This is a genomic window from Streptomyces sp. NBC_00335, assembly GCF_036127095.1.
GTDB lineage: Bacteria > Actinomycetota > Actinomycetes > Streptomycetales > Streptomycetaceae > Streptomyces.
Genome location: NZ_CP108006.1, coordinates 6,322,699 through 6,339,790 on the forward strand (window position 1 = coordinate 6,322,699; position 17,092 = coordinate 6,339,790).

The following is a 17,092-nucleotide window of genomic DNA, read 5'->3' on the forward strand; positions in this document are numbered from 1 at the left end:
CCCGTTGCCGCGGGGCCGGAGCCGATTTATCGTTCCGGCACGATTCGCGAGCAATGATCACAGTATGTGAAGGGGCCGCGGCCATGGTGGCGAAGAAGACCGCCGGGAGTACTGCCAAGAAGGCTGTCGGGAAGGCTGCGGAGAAGCCGGCGCAGGAGCCGGTGACGGAGATGGTGTCGGCGGTGGCGGCTCCGGATCCGGAGGCCGGACCGGTGGAAGGGGCTGCCGCCGGGAAGAAGGCGGCGGCCGCGAAGAAGGCGGCCTCGAAGACGGCGGCGGCCGGGACGAAGGCCGCCGGCGCGAAGAAGGCGGCAGCCGGGAAGGCGCCCGCCGAGGAGACGGCCGCCGTCAGGAAGACGGCGGTCAAGAAGACCGCCGCGAAGAAGGCCACGGCCAAGACGGCCGGGGCCGAGGGGGCGGCGCAGGCCGCGCACGAGACGGGAGCCCGGAAAGTGGTTGCCAAGAAGAGCACCGGCACGGCCAGGAAGACGGCCACGGCCGCGACCAGCGGGCTGCCCAAGGCGCGGGGCACGGCGGGCCTGGCGCCCGGCGAGCTCGCCGTACGGCCCGGCGAGGACCCCTGGACCCCGGCGGAGGTCTCCGAGGCGCGGACCGAGCTGCAGAGCGAGGTGCTGCGGCTGCGCGCCGAGCTCCAGGCCTCCGACGCGGCCATCTCCGGGCTGATGCGGGACTCCGGCGACGGCGCGGGCGACGACCAGGCCGACACCGGGACCAAGAACATCACCCGGGAGTCCGAGCTCGCCCTCGCCGCGAACGCCAACTCGATGCTGGAGCAGACCGAGCGCGCGCTGGAACGGCTGGAGGCGGGCACGTACGGCCTCTGCGAGAACTGCGGCCAGCCCATCGGCAAGGCACGGATGCAGGCGTTCCCGCGGGCCACGCTGTGCGTGGACTGCAAGCAGAAGCAGGAGCGGCGGCACTGAGCGGGAGCCGGGCGGAGGCCGTGAGGGTGCCGTGAGGGCGCCTGGCGGGCGCCGCAGGGCCCCGGGCCGGTGCCGGTGGGCTCCGGTCGAGGTCCGGCCGGGGCGGCGGCCGAAGGGCGCCCTGACGTACTCTCGTGTCTCGTCAGGGTCCAGGCACCTGGCGGGTCGGCGGCGCGGTGCCGTCCAACAACCTGGTTCGAGCTAGTTCGAGGGACTCACGTGGCAGAGGCGGAGCGCATCATCGGTACGCCGGAGGTCGGGGACGACGGCACCCAGCCCGAATCCGCGGCGCCCAAGGGGCGGCGGCGGATCGTCGCGCTGCTCGTCGTGGCGCTTCTCGCCTATCTCGTCGACCTGGGCAGCAAGATGCTGGTCGTCGCGAAGCTGGAGCACCAGCCGTCGATCCAGGTCATCGGAGACCTGCTGAAGTTCGACGCGATCCGCAATCCCGGCGCGGCCTTCGGCTTCGGCGAGGCCTTCACGATCATCTTCACCTGCATCGCGGCCACCGTCATCGTGGTGATCGTGCGCCTCGCGCGGAAGCTGTACAGCCTGCCCTGGGCCATCGCGCTGGGCCTGCTGCTGGGCGGGGCGCTGGGCAATCTGACCGACCGGATCTTCCGCTCGCCGGGCGTCTTCCGCGGAGCGGTCGTCGACTTCATCGCACCCGCCCACTTCGCCGTCTTCAACCTCGCGGACTCGGCGATCGTGTGCGGCGGGATCCTGATCGTCCTGCTGTCCTTCAAGGGCCTGGACCCGGACGGCACCGTCCACAAGGACTGACCCGGCAAGCGGGCGGCGGGCTGATCGCGGGCTGATCGGGGGCTGATCGCGGGAATGGTCTTCTGTCGAGTCCTGCATACTCGACAGGTGAGTACGATTCCCGAGATCCGCACCCTGCCCGTACCCGATGGCCTAGAGGGCGAGCGCGTCGACGCCGCAATCGCCCGTATGTTCGGTTTTTCCCGGACGAAGGCGGCCGAACTCGCGGCTGCGGGAAAGGTGCTGGTCGACGGCAGTGTCGTCGGGAAGTCCGAGCGTGTGCACGGTGGCGCCTGGCTCGAAGTCGAGATGCCCGAGCCGCCGCGGAAGGTCGAGCTCGTCGCCGAACCCGTCCCCGGCATGGAGATCGTCCATGACGACGACGACATCGTCGTCATCATGAAGCCGGTCGGCGTCGCCGCCCACCCCAGCCCCGGCTGGACCGGCACCACCGTCATCGGCGGCCTCGCCGCCGCCGGCTACCGCATCTCCACCTCCGGCGCCTCCGAGCGCCAGGGCATCGTGCACCGGCTCGACGTCGGCACCTCCGGCCTGATGGCCGTCGCGAAGTCGGAGCGCGCGTACACCTCGCTGAAGAACCAGTTCCGCGAGCGGATCGTCGACAAGCGCTACCACGCGCTGGTGCAGGGCCACCCGGACCCGATGAGCGGCACGATCGACGCGCCGATCGGGCGGCACCCCACCGCCGACTACAAGTGGGCCGTGACCCAGGAGGGCAAGCCCTCCGTCACCCACTACGACCTGATCGAGGCCTTCCGCGCCGCCTCCCTGCTGGACATCAAGCTGGAGACCGGGCGCACGCACCAGATCCGCGTGCACATGGCCGCGCACAAGCACCCCTGCGTCGGCGACCTGACGTACGGCGCCGACCCGACCGTCGCGAAGCGCCTCGGGCTCACGCGGCAGTGGCTGCACGCGGTGCGGCTCGGGTTCGAGCACCCGTCGGACGGGCAGTGGGTCGAGTTCGCGAGCACGTACCCGGCGGACCTGCAGAACGCGCTGGACGTGATCCGCAAGGAGAGCGAGTGACCGGCGGCGCCGGCGGTGCCGGCGCTGTCGGCGCTGTCGTCGTGCGGGTCGTCGACAACGAAGCGGACCTGAAGGCCTGCTTCGCGGTGCGGACCGAGGTCTTCGTGGTCGAGCAGTCGGTGCCGGAGTCGATCGAGTACGACGCGTACGACGAGATCGCGCTGCACGTGCTGGCCGAGGGGCCGGACGGGGTGCCGCTGGGCACCGGCCGGCTGCTGTACGGGCCGCGGGCCCTGGGCAAGACGGGCTCCGCGGAGGTCGGCTCGCTCGGGCGGCTGGCCGTCTCCAAGGCCGCGCGCGGGCTCGGGGTCGGGGTCGCGCTGGTGCGGGCGATCGAGACGGAGGCGGGTCGGCTGGGGCTGTCCGCCGTCGATCTGGGTGCCCAGACCCATGCGATGGGGTTCTACGAGCGGCTCGGGTACGAGGCCTACGGGCCGGAGTTCGAGGACGCGGGTATTCCGCACCGGTCGATGAGGCGCGCCCTGCCGTAGCCCGGGCAGGGGTGCAAGCGGCCCTGCGGGGCCGTCCCCTGCCCGCCCTTCCGCCGTTCCCCGGGCTCCGCCCAGACCCGCGCCTCCAACGCCGGCGGGGCTGAAAGACCCCCCGGGGCTCCGCCCCGGACCCCGGTCCTCAAACGCCGGACGGCTGAAAACACAAGCGGCGGTGCGGCCGGATCGGCTGCGCCCGACACGCACCCCGGTCCGCCTCGCCGGGCGCAGTGGGCTGGCAGGGTGTGGGAGTGGATCAGCTCCTGCTGTTGTTCGTGTTGTTGCTCGGGGCCGTGGTGACGGTGCCGCTCGGGGACCGGCTGGGGTTGCCCGCGCCGGTGCTGATGACGCTCGGCGGGGTGGTGCTCGCCCTGGTGCCCGTCGTGCCCAATGTCGACATCCCGCCCGAGTTCATCCTGCCGCTGGTGCTGCCCCCGCTGCTGTACGCCTCCGTGCAGCGGACCTCCTGGCGGCAGTTCGCCGCCAATGTGCGGCCCATCCTGCTGCTGGCCGTCGCCCTTGTCTTCGTGACCACCGCGGCCGTCGCCTTCACCGCGCACGCCCTGGTGCCGGGGCTCTCGATCGCCGCGGCCGTCGCGCTCGGCGCGCTCGTCGCCCCGCCCGACCCCGTCGCCGCCACCGCCGTGGCCGGATCGCTCGGGCTGCCCCGGCGCATGGTGTCGATCCTGGAGGGCGAGGGGCTCTTCAACGACGTCACCGCCATCGTGCTCTACCACGTGGCCATCGCCGCCGCCGTCAGCGGCACCTTCTCGTGGCCCGAGGCGCTCGGCGAGTTCGTGCTGTCGGCCGTCGTGGCCGTCGCCGTGGGGCTCGGGCTCGGCTGGGCCGCCAACCGGCTCATGGGGCGGCTCGGCGATGCCACGCTCCAGATCGGGCTGACGCTGCTGGTGCCGTTCGTGGCGTACGTACTGGCGGAGGAGTTCCGGGGCTCCGGGGTGCTGGCCGTGCTGACCACGGCGCTGTTCCTCGCCGAATACGCGACCGACGCCGACGACGTGCTGGGCCGGCTCGCCGGGCACACGTTCTGGGAGGTCGTCGACATGCTGGTCACCGGTGTCGCCTTCGGGCTGATCGGGCTGGAGCTGCACCACGTGTTCGGGGCGGCGAGCGGTCGCGCCTGGGAGATGGCCGGGTGGGCGGCGGTTGTGGTCGGGGTGGTGGTCGGCGTACGGCTGGTGTGGCTGCTGCCGGCCGGCTGGCTCGCGAAACGGCTTCACTCGCGGCGCGACTACGAGGAGGAGATCCCGCTGAGCTGGCGGGAGTCCGTGGTGATGTGGTGGGCGGGCATGCGGGGAGTGGCCTCCGTGGCGCTGGCGCTCGCCCTTCCCTTCGAGACGGACGCGGGGGATCCCTTCCCGGCCCGGCAGGAGATCGTCTTCATCGCCTTCGCCGTGATCATGACCACCCTGGTGCTCCAGGGGCTGACCCTGCCGTGGCTGGTCCGCCGGCTCGGCGTGGAGGCCGACTCGGACGCGGAGGCGGAGATCGCCCGGGCGCTGGCGATCCGCGCCGCCAAGGCCGCGAAGCGGCGGCTCAAGGAGATCGAGGAGGTGGAGGACCTGCCCGAGGACCTGGTGGAGGTGCTCTACCGCAGGGCGTACGACGTGGGCGCCAGGATCAGCCCCGACATGGTCGACGAGGAGCGGCGGGAGGCGTACGCGAAGCGGGTGGAGCGGATCCGCGACGTGCAGCGCATCCAGCGGGAGATGATGTCCGCCGCCCGGCACGAGGTGCTGGCCGCGCGCAGCGAACCCGGAGCCGACCCGGAGATCGTCGACCGGGTGCTGAGGCACTTGGACGTGCGCAGTCTGCGCAGTCCGTAGCCGTGGATTTCCTCGTTCGCCCGCGCAATGGGAAGGCGTAGACGCTGGGCTCGGGCATGGCTTATCTTCGGTCGGCTCGGGCCGCCCGAAGGGTGGCCCCTTTACGTGTCATACGTTCCCGTGGGGGGTACTTCGTCATGTCCCAGTTGTCCGCGACGCCACTGCCGCAGTCTGTCGGGGGGCTCCGTTCCCCGGAGGGCCTGGCGAGGGCGCTGACCGTGCTGCTGTCCCTCGAAGCCGGTGTCGGGCTCCTGTCGGCCGGGTCCGGCTTCTACGCCCGGCAGCTGATGGAAGACCTGATCGCCGATCCCGGGAGCGTCGCCGAGGACCGCCTCGACCAGGTCGACAACTTCCAGATGGTGCTCGCGTCCGGGTGGAATCTCCTCGGGCTGGCGCTGGGCGTGGTCTTCCTCGTGTGGTTCCACCGGGTCCGCCTCAACGGCCAGGTGTTCCGCCCCGACGGCTTCAGTCAGAGCGCCGGCTGGGCCATCGGCGGCTGGTTCGTCCCGATCGCGAACTTCGTGCTCCCGTACCGGGTGGCGCTGGAGACCTGGGAGGCCAGCGTCCAGAACGCGCCCGACGGCTCCTTCCGCCGGATCTCGTCTTCCCCGGTGACCGCCTGGTGGGTGCTGTACTCCTTCAGCTGGGTGCTCGGGATCTACCTCCGGCTTCAGGACCAGCCGGAGAGCGCCGAGGAGTTCAGCGAATACTTCGCCCTCGGCGCGGCGGCGGACCTGACCACCGTGGCGGCCGCCGTGCTCGCCGTCCTCTTCGTGCGCAAGCTGACCGCGCTGCAGGGGGTCAGGGCCGCTCACGGGCCGAACGCCGCCGCCTGACCCGGCGGCCGGACGTGGTTCCGGCCGCCGGGGCCCCGCCTCAGACCTGGTAGCGGTCCGGGGCGAAGAGGTGGAGGTGGGCGGCTATCCACTCCGAGGTGCGGGTCAGACCCTCCTGGAGGGAGACCTCGGGCTTCCAGCCGGCCCAGTCGCGGGCCCGGGAGTTGTCCGACAGCAGGCGCTGGACCTCGCTGCCCGGGGGACGCAGCCGGGCCGGGTCGACGACGACCTCCGCGTCCCGGCCCGATGCCGTGATCAGGGCCCGGGCCAGGTCGCCGACGGAGATCTCCTCGCCGGTGCCGAGGTTGACCACCTCGCCCAGGGCCCGGTCGCACTCCGCGACCGCGAGGAAGCCGGCCGCGGTGTCGGTCACGTAGGTGAAGTCCCGGGTCGGGGTCAGGGAGCCCAGGCGGATCTCCCGGGCGCCCGAGTGGAGCTGGGCCAGGATGGTGGGGATGACCGCGCGGGCGGACTGGCGCGGGCCGTAGGTGTTGAAGGGCCGGACCACCGTCACCGGCAGCTCGAACGCGTGGTGGAAGGAGAGCGCCATCATGTCGGCGCCGATCTTCGAAGCGGAGTACGGGGACTGCGGCTGGAGCGGGTGGCTCTCGGAGATCGGGGCCGTCAGGGCCGTCCCGTAGACCTCGCTGGTGGAGGTGTGGACGAGGCGGCGCACGCCGTGGCGGCGGCAGGCCTCGGCCATGTTCTCCGTACCGGTGACGTTGGTCTGGACGTACGCGCCGGGCGAGGCGTAGCTGTACGGGATCCCGATCAGCGCCGCCAGGTGGAAGACCGTGTCGCAGCCGGCCACCGCGTCGCTGACCCGGCCCGCGTCGCGGACGTCGCCGGCCCACATCTCCACCGGGCCGCCCGGGTCGGCCAGGTACCGGGCCAGGTGGCCCTTCTCGGCGTACGGCTTGTAGTGCACGAAGGCGCGCACCTTCGCGCCGCGCGCCACCAGCAGGTCGACGAGGGTGGAGCCGATGAAGCCCTCGGCGCCCGTGACGAGGACGGTGCGGCCGGTCCAGTCTGCGGGGGTGCGCGCCGGGGTCAGCGTGAGCGTGGGGGTGGGGGTGGGGGTGTGCGTGGTCATACGAGCTCCAGGGGAGTGGGGGAGAAGGAGGGGAAGCCGGCGACCCGCAGGACCTGCGAGGCCAGCAGGTCGGCGGCCCGTGCGTGCGGGCCGGGGTCGGCCGCCCCGGCCATCGCCGCCAGCCGCGCCGGGTCGGCCAGCAGTGGGGCGAGCAGCTCCGCGAGGCGGCCGGCCGTGGCCTCGGCGTCCGCCAGCAGCAGGCCGGCGCCCGCGTCGGACAGCACCCGGGCGTTGTGGGTCTGGTGGTCGCCCGGGGCGTACGGGTAGGGGACCAGCACCGCGGGGACGCCGGTCGCCGCGAGCTCCGCCACCGTCGCCGAGCCCGCCCGGCACACCACCAGGTCGGCGGCCGCGTAGACCAGGTCCATCCGGTCCAGGTAGGGCACGGCGCGTGCGATCCGATGCCCGCCCGAGGCGGCCAGCCCGGCCACGGTGTCCGCGAGCGTCGCCGGCCCCGTCTTGATCAGCAGCTGCACGTCCTCCCGGTCCTGCCAGGCGGCCGCCAGCCCGGCCGCCGCCGCGGTCAGGCGCACGGCGCCCAGGCTGCCGCCGTTGAACACCACCAGGCGCCGCGCGTCCGGCACCCCGAGCTCCCGCCGGGCCCCGGCGCGCAGCACCGCCCGCTCGGGGCGGGTCAGCCGGGCGAGGTGCGACAGCTCGGCGGAGATGGGCATTCCGGTGGTCAGGGCCCGGGCCCCGCCCGCCAGGTGCTCCCGGCTGCGGTCGAAGGCCACCGCCATGTGCGGGGTGAGGCGGGCCGCGAACTGGTTGGCCCGGCCCGGTACCGCGTTGGACTCGTGGATGACCGCCGGCAGCCCGGCCAGCCGGGCCCCGAGCACGGCGGGCGCGCTCGGATAGCCGCCCATGCCGACGGCCACCTGCGCTCCCTGGGCCCGGATCACGGCCCGTGCCTGCCCGGCCGAGCGCATCAGCGCTGCCGGGAGGAGGAAGCGCTTGGCGCCCAGCGCCGGGTCGAAGGGGATCATGTCCACGGTGTGCAGCCGGTAGCCGGCGGCCGGGATCAGCTCGGTCTCCAGGCCGCGTTCGGTGCCGATGAACGAGACCACGGCGTCCGGGACGGCGGCGCGCAGCGCCTGGGCCAGGGCGAGGCCGGGATAGATGTGGCCGCCGGTGCCACCCGCGCCGATCACGACGGACAGCGGCCGGTACGGGGACCGGGGCGAGGCGGAACGTGAGGGGGAGGAGGTCATGGACGCAAGCCTTCCGGTGCGCCCTAAGAAGGTTCTAAGAGGTTCTCCCGGAGCATTTGGGAGGCTTTGCCGCATGCAGCGGATTCTGGTGGTGGACGACGAGCCCGAGGTGCGGGCCGCCGTCGAGGACGGCCTCGCCGTCGAGGGGTACGAGGTGCGCGGCGCGGCCGACGGGCTGGCCGCGCTCTCCGAGGTGGCGCTCTGGCAGCCGGACGCGGTGGTCCTCGACGTGATGATGCCGGTGCTGGACGGGCTCGCCGTGTGCCGGCAACTGCGCGCGGTGGGCGACCGTACGCCCGTCCTCGTCCTCACGGCCCTGGACGCGGTGAGCGACCGGGTCGACGGGCTGGAGGCGGGCGCCGACGACTACCTGGTCAAACCGTTCGCGCTCGACGAGCTCGTGGCCCGGGTGCGGGCCCTGCTGCGGCGTGCCGCCCCCGACGAGCAGGCCGGGGGAGCGCCCGTGCTCGCGTACGGGGACCTCGTCCTCGAACCCGCCACCCGCACCGGGCGGCGCGGCGAGCGGCCGCTGGAGTTCAGCCGCACCGAGTCGGCGCTGCTCGAACTGCTCCTGCGCCACCCCGGGCAGGTGCTGCCGCGCGAGCTGATCCTGGAACTGGTGTGGGGCCGCGACTTCGGGCCGGACTCCAACTCCCTGGCCGTCTACGTCGGCTACCTGCGCCGGAAGCTGGAGGCCGGCGGTGAGCCCCGGCTGGTGCACACCGTGCACGGGGTCGGCTACCGGCTGGACGCCGCGTGAGCCGGCGGGGGCTCGGAGCGCGGTGGCGGCGCAGGCGGCCGCTGCGGACCCGGCTGGCGCTCGCCGTCACGGCGGCGGTGGCCTTCGTCGCGCTCGGCGTGTGCACCGCCGCCTTCCTGGAGGGGCGGGCCGCGCTCTACCAGCAGCTCGACCTGAGCCTCACCCAGGCCGCCCGGCTCGCCGCGAAGCAGTACGGCGACTCCCCGCCCGGGACCGCCGCCTGGGACTGCCGGTACCTGGCCGCGCCCGCCTGCGTCCAGATCGTCCCGGCCGAGGCGCGCAAGGACCCGGCCGGCGGGGAGGGTGCGTACCGGATGCCCGTGGCCCCGGCCACCCGGCTGGTGGCCTTGCGGGAGCGGGCCCCCTTCTACACGGACATCGTCGTCGAGGGGCATCCCGCGCGGATGCTCACCACCGACTTCCTCAAGGGCCGGGCCCTCCAGGTCGCCGTGCGCTCCGACTCGGTGGAGACCGGCATCGACCGGGCCGCCCGCCGGCTCGCCGTCACCGCCGCCGCCGGGGTGTTGCTGGCCGCGCTGCTCGGTTACTGGGTCGCGCGGACGGGTCTGGCTCCGGTCACCCGGCTCACCGCCACCGCCGAGCGGATCGCCGCCACCCGGGACCCGAGGCACCGGATCGAACTGCCGCCTCCGGGGCGCGGCCGCGAGGACGAGGTCACCCGGCTCGCCGGGAGCTTCAACACCATGCTGGGGGAACTGGAGCAGTCCGTCACCGCGCAGCGCAGGCTCGTCGCGGACGCCTCGCACGAGCTGCGGACCCCGCTGACCGCACTGCGGACGAACGCGGAGCTGCTGGCGCGGGGGGACCGGCTGACGGCGGAGCAGCGGGAGCGGGCCTCGCTGGCGCTCGGGCGGCAGTTGCGGGAGGTGACGGGGCTGGTCAACGACCTGATCGAGCTGGCCCGCGACGAGGAGCCGCAGCTGCTGGTGGAGCAGGTGCGGCTGGCTCCGCTGGTGGAGTACTGCGCGGGGGCCGCGCGGGCGCACTGGCCGGGGGTGGCCTTCCGGGTGCGGGCGCCGTCCCCGTCCCGGGAGGAGGGGGAGGTGGTGGAGGTGGTGGTCCCCGGGGTGCCGGCGCGGCTCAGCCGGCTGCTGGGGAACCTGCTGGACAACGCGGCGAAGTTCAGCCCGGCGGGGGCGGAGGTGGAGGTGGCGCTGGCCGTTCGGGGGGACGGCCGCGCGGAGCTGACCGTACGGGATCACGGGCCGGGGATCGCGGAGGCGGATCTGCCGTACGTCTTCGACCGGTTCTACCGGGCGGGGGCGGCGCGGGCGCTGCCCGGGTCGGGGCTCGGGCTGGCGATGGCCCGGCAGATCGCCCGGGCCCACGAGGCGGAGCTGGTGGCCGAGGCCGCCCCGGGCGGGGGCGCGCTGTTCCGGCTGACGTTCGCGGCCCCGGGGTAGGCCGCCTCCTTCGGATCCTGCCCTGCCCTGCCCGCTGCCCTGCCCCTCCTCGGGGCCCTCACCGCGCCCGGGCGGGAAGGGGTCAGCGCAGGCCGGCGAAGAGGTCGTTCTCGGGTACGGCCGCGCCGGTGGAGTCCTTGACGCGGACGAAGGTCTCCGTGCCCATCAGCTCGCCGAACCTCTCCTTGCCCATCTTGAGGAAGAAGATGCTCTCGCCCTGGCTGGCGTGCGCGGCCAGCGCGTCGTACTTCTGACCGCTGAAGGCCAGGGTGTCCACCCAGGTGGTGATCTCGTCGTCGGGGAGGCCGATCTCGGCCAGCGCGGCGGTCTCGGCGGGATCCGGCTCCGGCATGTCCTCGAACTCCTGCATGATCTCGCCGAACTGCCGCACCGCGGAGCGGGGCATCGCCGTCCAGTACACCTTCGGCGTCAGCGAGGTCATCTCCAGCGCCGCCATCGTGATCCGGTGGGCCTGGATGTGGTCGGGGTGGCCGTAGAAGCCGTTCTCGTCATAGGTGACGACCACGTCGGGTCGGTAGTGCCGCATGAGCTCCGCGAGCCGGGCGGCGCCCTCCTCCACGGGGGTCTGCCAGAAGGATCCGGGGGCGTCGTTGCTCGGCCAGCCCATCATTCCGGAATCGGCGTAGTCCAGCGTCTCCAGGTCGCTGACCTTCAGGACGCCGCAGCTCGCGTCGAGCTCTCGACGGCGCATGGCGGCGACGGCCGCCGGATCGTGCCCGGGGCCGCCCGGCTTCGTGCCCCCCGGTCCGTCACCGCAGCGGCCGTCGGTACAGGTCACGAGAACCGTGCGGATGCCTTCCGCCGCGTACCGCGCGAGGACCCCGCCGGTTCCGGTGGCCTCGTCGTCGGGGTGGGCGTGCACTGCCATGAGCGTCAAGGGCCGGTCAGCCATGAAAAGAGTCCTCCTGCGGACGTACGTCTTGGTCCGGGTGCGCGGCGGACGTGCCGCGGTCCCGGGGCCCGGATCCCGGTGGGGCGGACGACCTCGCGGTGTCCGTGTTCCCCGCCCGTGCGGCGCCGGTCCCTCGGTCCGTACAACCGCGGCGGCCGTACCGGGTGTTCCCGGTACGGCCGCCCGGTGTCCGCAGGAGGGGCCGTGGCGGCCGTCAGTACGGCCGCCACGGCACCCGTCAGTACGGCGGCGGAACGGATCCGACCGGCTCGGTGACGACGACGGCCTCGAAGACCCGCTCGCCGTCCTGGAAGCCCGTGACCCGGACCGACCGGGCCGCGGTGCCGCCCAGTTCCGCCGAGACGGGTTCCGCGTGGATCCACAGCGGGGTGCCGAACTCGGCGTAGCGCTGGTAGGTGCTCATGACGGAGACCGGCATGACGCCGGCTTCGGCGTCGATGGTCACGGCCTGGCGGGCGGCCTCCAGGAGGACCATGCCGGGCACGTGGTCGCCGACGTGGTCGAAGAGCACGGGGTGACGGATGTCGTAGCGCAGTTCCCAGACCCCCGGGGCGGAGGACGCGGAGAGGACGACGTCGAAGGGGGAGAACCGGCCCACCTCGGCGGGCGCGACCGGGGCGGACCCGAGCACCGATTCCGGCTCGGTGGCCAGCTGCTTGGCGCGCAGCCGCTCGTAGACGGCAGGAGAGGTGACGGTGTAGCCGACGCGCCCGGTGGCCACGACCCGCTCATCCTGACGGATCACCACCTCGTAGGTGAGCGCCGTGAGCCGGCTGCCCCGACGGCGTATCTCGGGGCAGGTGACGATGAGGTCGAGGTCCGCGGGGGCCCCGCCTATGACGAGTTGCTCGGGGACGGTGGAGTACTCCAGCGACCAGAGCAGGAACTGGTGTCCGATCGGTACCTCGAAGGCCTGGTGGGCCAGGTACGCGCCGACCTGCCGGATGGTCTCGGCGATCAGCATCGGGTCGTAGTGGGTGCCCGCCACGGGGGTGAAGAAGCTGTGGCCGCGGGGCCATTGGGCCTTGATGTGGAAGCGGTCATCGGCGATGCGGCACATGCCGGTCAGGAAGACCTCGGCGACTGCCGCCCGGTGGACGAGTGCCCTCGGAACCGTGGCGGCCAGCTTGTTGTCCGTCTGGGCGTGACACGCGCAGTGCTCGGCCGGAGTAGACGTGGTGAAGTCCGTCGGTTCCAGGGTCGTGATCATGAAGTCCCTCATCGTGGACGAGTACAGCAAACCTCTACGGGGGTCAGAGTACGTACTTCCGAGTTTGATTATGGGATCGATCTTGACCGAAGCGCACCCCCGCGTCCGTGCAGAGTGACGCAAGGCACAGGACAAATTGCCGCCGGGGTGGATGAGTTGCGGTGAATGCTCGCCATCACACCATTTTGTGGCGTGAGTTATCGGGCATGATCGAGATCATCCGGCCTGGCGAGAATCAACTGACGTCCGGTATCTTTCCCGGTGCAGAGCAACGCGGATACTGCTGGGTATTTTTCGGGGGGCTACCGAGTGCACTCGCGTCGCGGCTGATTCGGAGTCCAGAAAACGTCTGCGCCGGCCCTCCCCCGCGTGATCGGAGCGCCATGCGCCCCCTGCAGCACCTGCGGCTCGCCGCCCTGAACATCGACGGTGTCCTGCTCAACGACACCTTCAGCCCGGTCATTCACGGGTTCATCACCCGCCGGGGCGGAACCTACGACGGCGAGGTGGAGCGCTCGATCTTTTCCCAGCCCAGGGCGGTCGCGGCGCCGGCCCTGGCCAGGGCCGCCGGGGTCGACTGGCCCCCGGAGCGCGTGCTGGAGGCGTACTTCGAGGAGCGGGCCGCCTATCTGGCCGAGCACCCGCTGCACGTGATGGACGGGGTCGAGGAACTCCTGCTGCGGCTCCGGGGCCTCGGGCTGCAGACCGTTTGCTACGGCGGCCTCGACAAGGAGCACTTCGACCGCTACCTGGGGCACGTCGCGCACCTCTTCGACGGCCCCGGTTACATCAGCACGGACACCTTCCGCCCGGGCATCCACGAGATCACGGTCGACTGGTTCGGCCTCGACCACTCCCAGGCGCTGTTCGTGGACGACGTGGCACGTGTGGCCGCGGCTGCCCTTGACCTGGGTGTTCCCTTCATCGGGCACCCCAGTACCTTCGAACACGGCTTCCAGGGGCACCAGATGCGCCAGGCCGGGGTGCGGAACCTGGTCGGCTCGCTCGGCGAGATCGACGAGGAACTCCTGCGTGCGGTGGACGCGCGGGCCGGTGCGGGCACCAGCCGCGCGGCCTGAAGCCGAAGCGGCCGCCGTACCCACCGGTGCGGAGCGGCACACCGAGTGCGAAGGCGTGAAATGAAGGGAACGGACATGCAGGGGAACGGTCTACTGGAGGGCAAGGTCGCGCTGATCACCGGCGCGAGCAGCGGCATCGGCGCCGCGGCCGCCCGGGTGTTCGCGCGGGAGGGCGCGCGGGTGGTGCTCGCCGCCCGGCGCGAGCAGCGGATCAAGGAGCTCTCCGAGGAGCTGCGGTCGCAGGGCGCGCAGGCGGCGTACGTGGTGACGGACGTGACCCGGCGCGGCGACGCGGAGGCCGCCGTCGCCCGTGCGGTCGAGGAGTTCGGCCGGCTGGACTGCGCCTTCAACAACGCCGGCTGGGGCGTGGGGCGCACGCCGCTGCACGAGATGGGCGACGAGCTGTACGACGAGATCATGGAAGTCAACGTGCGCGGGGTGTGGAACTGCCTGCGCCCGGAGATCGCCGCGATGCTGGAGACCGGCGGCGGGGCGATCGTCAACAACAGCAGCGTGGGCGGGCTGCTCGCCACCCCGGTGGCGGCCCCGTACGTCGCGGCCAAACACGCGGTCATCGGGCTGACCAAGGCGGCCGCGGCCGAGTACGGGGCCCAGGGCATCCGGGTGAACGCGGTGGCGCCCGGCACCACCCGCACCGAGGTGGTCGAGCAGTGGTTCGCGGCCGTGCCCGGCATCGAGGCCCAGCTGCACGCGGGGACGCCGCAGCCGCGTACCGCGGAGCCCGCGGAGATCGCCGAGGCCGCCGCCTGGCTGTGCAGCGCGAGGTCCTCTTTCGTCACGGGTGTGACGATGCCGGTGGACGGCGGGTTCTCCATGGTGTGAAACTGCCCTTGGTAAGAACGTACCCGAGGGCATGTAAAGCACCGGTGTACGAGGGATGGCGGGGGAGATAAGACTCATCCGCTGATTGCCCCGGAAATGGGGGCGCAGTGGCATGACGCACCGGGCGGAGAGGTCGCATCACATGAGGACAGAACGACCGCAGGTCAAGCAGGACCGGGCGGTGCGCACCCGCCGGGCGATCCTGGAGGCGGCCGCCGTGGTGTTCGAAGAGCGAGGCTATGAATCGGCCAAGCTCTCGGACATCGTCAACATCGCCAAGGTGACCAAGGGTGCGCTCTACTTCCACTTCGACTCGAAGGAACACCTCGCCCAGGCGGTGATCGACGCCCAGGTGGCCTCGGCCCCGACCGCGATGCCCCAGGCATTCAAGGTGCAGGAGTTCGTCGACACCGGCATGATCTTCTCGCACCGGTTGCGGCACGACGTCCTGATGCGGGCGAGCGCGCGGCTCACGCTGGACCAGACCGGCCTGAGCCTCGACCGGGCCTCTCCTTACGAGGCGTGGATAGAGCTTCACCTCTCCTTGATGACGGAGGCCAAGGCCCGCGGCGAGCTGTTGACGACCGTGGACCCCATCGTGCCGGCGCGGCTGATCGTGGGGTCCTACGCGGGGCTCAACATGATGTCCCACATGCTCGGCATGGACATGGACGAGCAGGTTTCGGCCCTCTACACCCATGTCATGCCGAACCTGGTGGTGCCGTCCCTGGCGATCCGGCTGGACACGGCCCCGGGCCGGGGTGCGAGGGCGCTGTACGGACCGCAGGGGACGCACCCGTGTGATTACGGCTGCGCCTCGGGCGTGCCCCGGCCGCCGGTGGCGGTCACCGAGGACGAGCCGTGGACCTCGTCGGCCCGGGCGGCCGGTGTGCACGAGGAGATCCGCGCGGGTGGGGCACGCGCCTGACGGTGCCGTAGCCGTAGCCGTAGCCGTAGCCGTAGCCGTAGCCGTAGCCGTAGCCGTAGCCGTAGCCGTAGCCGGCGCCGGCGCTGACGGATGTGCGGATGCCCGGACGGGCCCGGAAAGGGTCATTGGTCCGGTGCATCCGCATGTGCGCGTCCGCGCGTGCGGGAGTCTCGATCCGTGTGTTCTGCATACCGGCCAACCATCCCTTGCAAAAAATCCTTCTGGGTATTATTTTTCTGACGCCCAGCGTCGCTGTGTCTTGCCTCCAGGGAGGGAACCGTGGACATTGACGTACTCGGAGGGCTGCGCGTCACCGAGAACGGGGTTCCCATCGCGGCTGCCACCCCGCAGGCCCGCCACGTACTGGCGGTCCTCGCGGCCCATGCCGACCAGGTCGTACCCCTGTCGGTACTGGCCGACGAGCTGACCAGCTGCGCCCCGCCCGAGCACACCCGGGCCGTCGCCCACGCCGCCGTGCGCATGCTGCGCGAGCAGCTCGCGGGCGCCCTGCAGTCCGGTCCGGGCGCGGTACGGACTCCCGACACGGTGCTGTCGGCGGTGCCCGGCGGGTATCTTCTCGACACCGGTGGCGGTCGGTGCGACTTCCGCGAGTTCGAGCGCGAGGCGGGCGCCGGCTACCGGGCCATTTCCTGCGGAGACTTCGAGAAGGCGGCCCGCCGGCTGCGCGGCGCCCTGGACCTGTGGTCCGGACCGGCCTTCGCCGGGATCGACGCGGGCGCCTGGCTGGGCGAGCGCATCGCGGCCCTGGAGGAGACCCGGCACGCCGTTCTCGGCCAGTGGGTGGAAGCCGGACTGGCGCTGGGCCGCCACTGCGAGCTGGACGCCGAGCTCTCGGCCCTGCTCGTACGGCACAGTGGCCACGGACACCTCGACGAGCGGTACTTCGCCGCCCTGCGCCGTTCCGGGCGGCGCGTCGGACCGCAGCGCGGCCCTTCCCTCGCGGCGGAGCGGCGCTCGAACGGCGGACCCGCGACGGTGGTCTGGGCCGCCGGCCGCACCGCCCTGCTGGGCACCGCCCCGGCTCCCCGGGCGGCCTGACCGCCGCGTCCGCCGCGTCCGGCTCCGGGCCGTGTTCGGCCCCGGGCCGGTTCCGCGCGTCCGGCCCGGGGCCGGTTCGCCGCGTCCGGCCCCGGACCGTTTGAGCGCGTCGGCCCCGGGTCGTTTCAGCAGGTCGGGCCCCGGGTCCGCGATGTCTCCGGGCGTCCGGTCCGCGACGCCGTGGACCGGACGCCCGGACCGGACAGACGGTGAGGATCAGCCAGTGGTGCGGGCGCTGTCCGCGCGGGGGAGTGCGTCGACCGAGATCGCGCCGAGGACCGCGTCCAGCAGTCCGGGGAAGCGCACGTCGAGATCCTCGCGGCGCAGGGACAGGAGCAGCTCTCTGCCGGACGGGCGCTGCCAGATGAGGCCGCCCTCGCGCAGTACCCGCCAGTGGTGGGTGAGCGTGGATTTGGAGACGCCTTCGAGCAGGCTTCCGCACGGGTACTCGCCGCCGGCCGCCAGGGCGCGGACCACGGTGAGTCGCATGGGGTTGCCCAGCGCGGTGAACACGTTCTCCAGCTTGATCTGGTCCCTGGTCGGGTGGTTGACAGTCATGCCTTCAAAAGTAACTCGTATGTCCAAGGATGGTCGAACAGTTGCTGGTCAGTCCTTGTGCGCGAGCCT

General features: G+C 72.4%; 17 protein-coding genes. 12 read left to right on the top strand and 5 right to left on the bottom strand.

What is annotated here, in order from left to right; translation table 11 throughout:
- The first annotated feature begins 53 nt into the window (after window positions 1-53).
- From OHA37_RS28685 to OHA37_RS28710, 6 genes are all read left to right on the top strand, one after another.
- Window positions 54-944 (top strand): TraR/DksA family transcriptional regulator, encoded by an 891-nt coding sequence (locus OHA37_RS28685; RefSeq protein ID WP_328694406.1) that lies wholly within the window; start codon window positions 54-56, stop codon window positions 942-944.
- 219 nt (window positions 945-1,163) lie between these two features.
- On the top strand, window positions 1,164-1,727 hold the full coding sequence (lspA, locus tag OHA37_RS28690; protein WP_266909447.1) for a signal peptidase II: 564 nt from the start codon (window positions 1,164-1,166) through the stop codon (window positions 1,725-1,727).
- Between the two features lie 87 nt (window positions 1,728-1,814).
- A complete protein-coding gene (locus tag OHA37_RS28695) occupies window positions 1,815-2,756 on the top strand; it encodes an RluA family pseudouridine synthase (RefSeq protein ID WP_266909448.1) in 942 nt (313 codons plus the stop codon).
- Window positions 2,753-3,247, top strand: a complete 495-nt coding sequence (locus OHA37_RS28700) for a GNAT family N-acetyltransferase (protein ID WP_266909450.1) — start codon at window positions 2,753-2,755, stop codon at window positions 3,245-3,247. Before OHA37_RS28695 ends, OHA37_RS28700 begins: the two co-directional genes overlap by 4 nt.
- A 248-nt stretch (window positions 3,248-3,495) precedes the next feature.
- A complete protein-coding gene (locus tag OHA37_RS28705; RefSeq protein WP_266909451.1) occupies window positions 3,496-5,088 on the top strand; it encodes a Na+/H+ antiporter in 1,593 nt (530 codons plus the stop codon).
- 137 nt (window positions 5,089-5,225) lie between these two features.
- Entirely contained in the window at window positions 5,226-5,924 is a 699-nt protein-coding gene (locus tag OHA37_RS28710; protein WP_266909452.1) for a DUF4328 domain-containing protein, read from the top strand.
- 40 nt (window positions 5,925-5,964) lie between these two features.
- Here OHA37_RS28710 and OHA37_RS28715 read toward each other — a convergent pair whose 3' ends face one another.
- Window positions 5,965-7,017, bottom strand: coding sequence for an SDR family NAD(P)-dependent oxidoreductase (locus OHA37_RS28715; RefSeq protein ID WP_266909453.1), 1,053 nt, complete (start codon window positions 7,015-7,017; stop codon window positions 5,965-5,967).
- Window positions 7,014-8,228, bottom strand: coding sequence for a UDP-N-acetylglucosamine--N-acetylmuramyl-(pentapeptide) pyrophosphoryl-undecaprenol N-acetylglucosamine transferase (locus tag OHA37_RS28720; protein WP_266909454.1), 1,215 nt, complete (start codon window positions 8,226-8,228; stop codon window positions 7,014-7,016). Before OHA37_RS28720 ends, OHA37_RS28715 begins: the two co-directional genes overlap by 4 nt.
- A gap of 73 nt (window positions 8,229-8,301) precedes the next feature.
- Here OHA37_RS28720 and OHA37_RS28725 point away from each other — a divergent pair, with 73 nt between their 5' ends.
- Both OHA37_RS28725 and OHA37_RS28730 read left to right on the top strand, forming a co-directional pair.
- Entirely contained in the window at window positions 8,302-8,988 is a 687-nt protein-coding gene (locus tag OHA37_RS28725) for a response regulator transcription factor (protein WP_266909455.1), read from the top strand.
- Entirely contained in the window at window positions 8,985-10,412 is a 1,428-nt protein-coding gene (locus OHA37_RS28730) for a sensor histidine kinase (RefSeq protein WP_266909456.1), read from the top strand. Before OHA37_RS28725 ends, OHA37_RS28730 begins: the two co-directional genes overlap by 4 nt.
- Window positions 10,413-10,494: 82 nt before the next feature.
- On the opposite strand, the gene OHA37_RS28735 is transcribed toward OHA37_RS28730, so the two are convergent.
- Together OHA37_RS28735 and OHA37_RS28740 are read right to left on the bottom strand one after the other, a co-directional pair.
- Window positions 10,495-11,325: a PIG-L family deacetylase gene (locus OHA37_RS28735; RefSeq protein ID WP_266909457.1), complete on the bottom strand. Its 831-nt coding sequence runs from the start codon at window positions 11,323-11,325 to the stop codon at window positions 10,495-10,497.
- A gap of 238 nt (window positions 11,326-11,563) precedes the next feature.
- Entirely contained in the window at window positions 11,564-12,556 is a 993-nt protein-coding gene (locus tag OHA37_RS28740) for a ScbA/BarX family gamma-butyrolactone biosynthesis protein (protein ID WP_266909458.1), read from the bottom strand.
- 383 nt (window positions 12,557-12,939) lie between these two features.
- On the opposite strand from OHA37_RS28740, the gene OHA37_RS28745 reads away from it, so the two are divergent.
- From OHA37_RS28745 to OHA37_RS28760, 4 genes are all read left to right on the top strand, one after another.
- A complete protein-coding gene (locus OHA37_RS28745; protein WP_266909459.1) occupies window positions 12,940-13,635 on the top strand; it encodes an HAD family phosphatase in 696 nt (231 codons plus the stop codon).
- Window positions 13,636-13,710: 75 nt separating this feature from the next.
- The gene (locus OHA37_RS28750) at window positions 13,711-14,478 is read left to right on the top strand and encodes a glucose 1-dehydrogenase (RefSeq protein WP_266909460.1); all 768 of its coding nucleotides are present in this window, start codon (window positions 13,711-13,713) and stop codon (window positions 14,476-14,478) included.
- A gap of 142 nt (window positions 14,479-14,620) precedes the next feature.
- Window positions 14,621-15,406, top strand: a complete 786-nt coding sequence (locus tag OHA37_RS28755) for a ScbR family autoregulator-binding transcription factor (protein ID WP_266909461.1) — start codon at window positions 14,621-14,623, stop codon at window positions 15,404-15,406.
- Window positions 15,407-15,685: 279 nt separating this feature from the next.
- The gene (locus OHA37_RS28760) at window positions 15,686-16,465 is read left to right on the top strand and encodes an AfsR/SARP family transcriptional regulator (protein WP_266909462.1); all 780 of its coding nucleotides are present in this window, start codon (window positions 15,686-15,688) and stop codon (window positions 16,463-16,465) included.
- Window positions 16,466-16,681: 216 nt separating this feature from the next.
- On the opposite strand, the gene OHA37_RS28765 is transcribed toward OHA37_RS28760, so the two are convergent.
- Window positions 16,682-17,023 carry an ArsR/SmtB family transcription factor gene (locus OHA37_RS28765; protein WP_266909463.1) on the bottom strand — a complete coding sequence of 114 codons (342 nt, stop codon included), beginning with the start codon at window positions 17,021-17,023 and terminating at the stop codon, window positions 16,682-16,684.
- Window positions 17,024-17,092 lie beyond the last annotated feature (69 nt).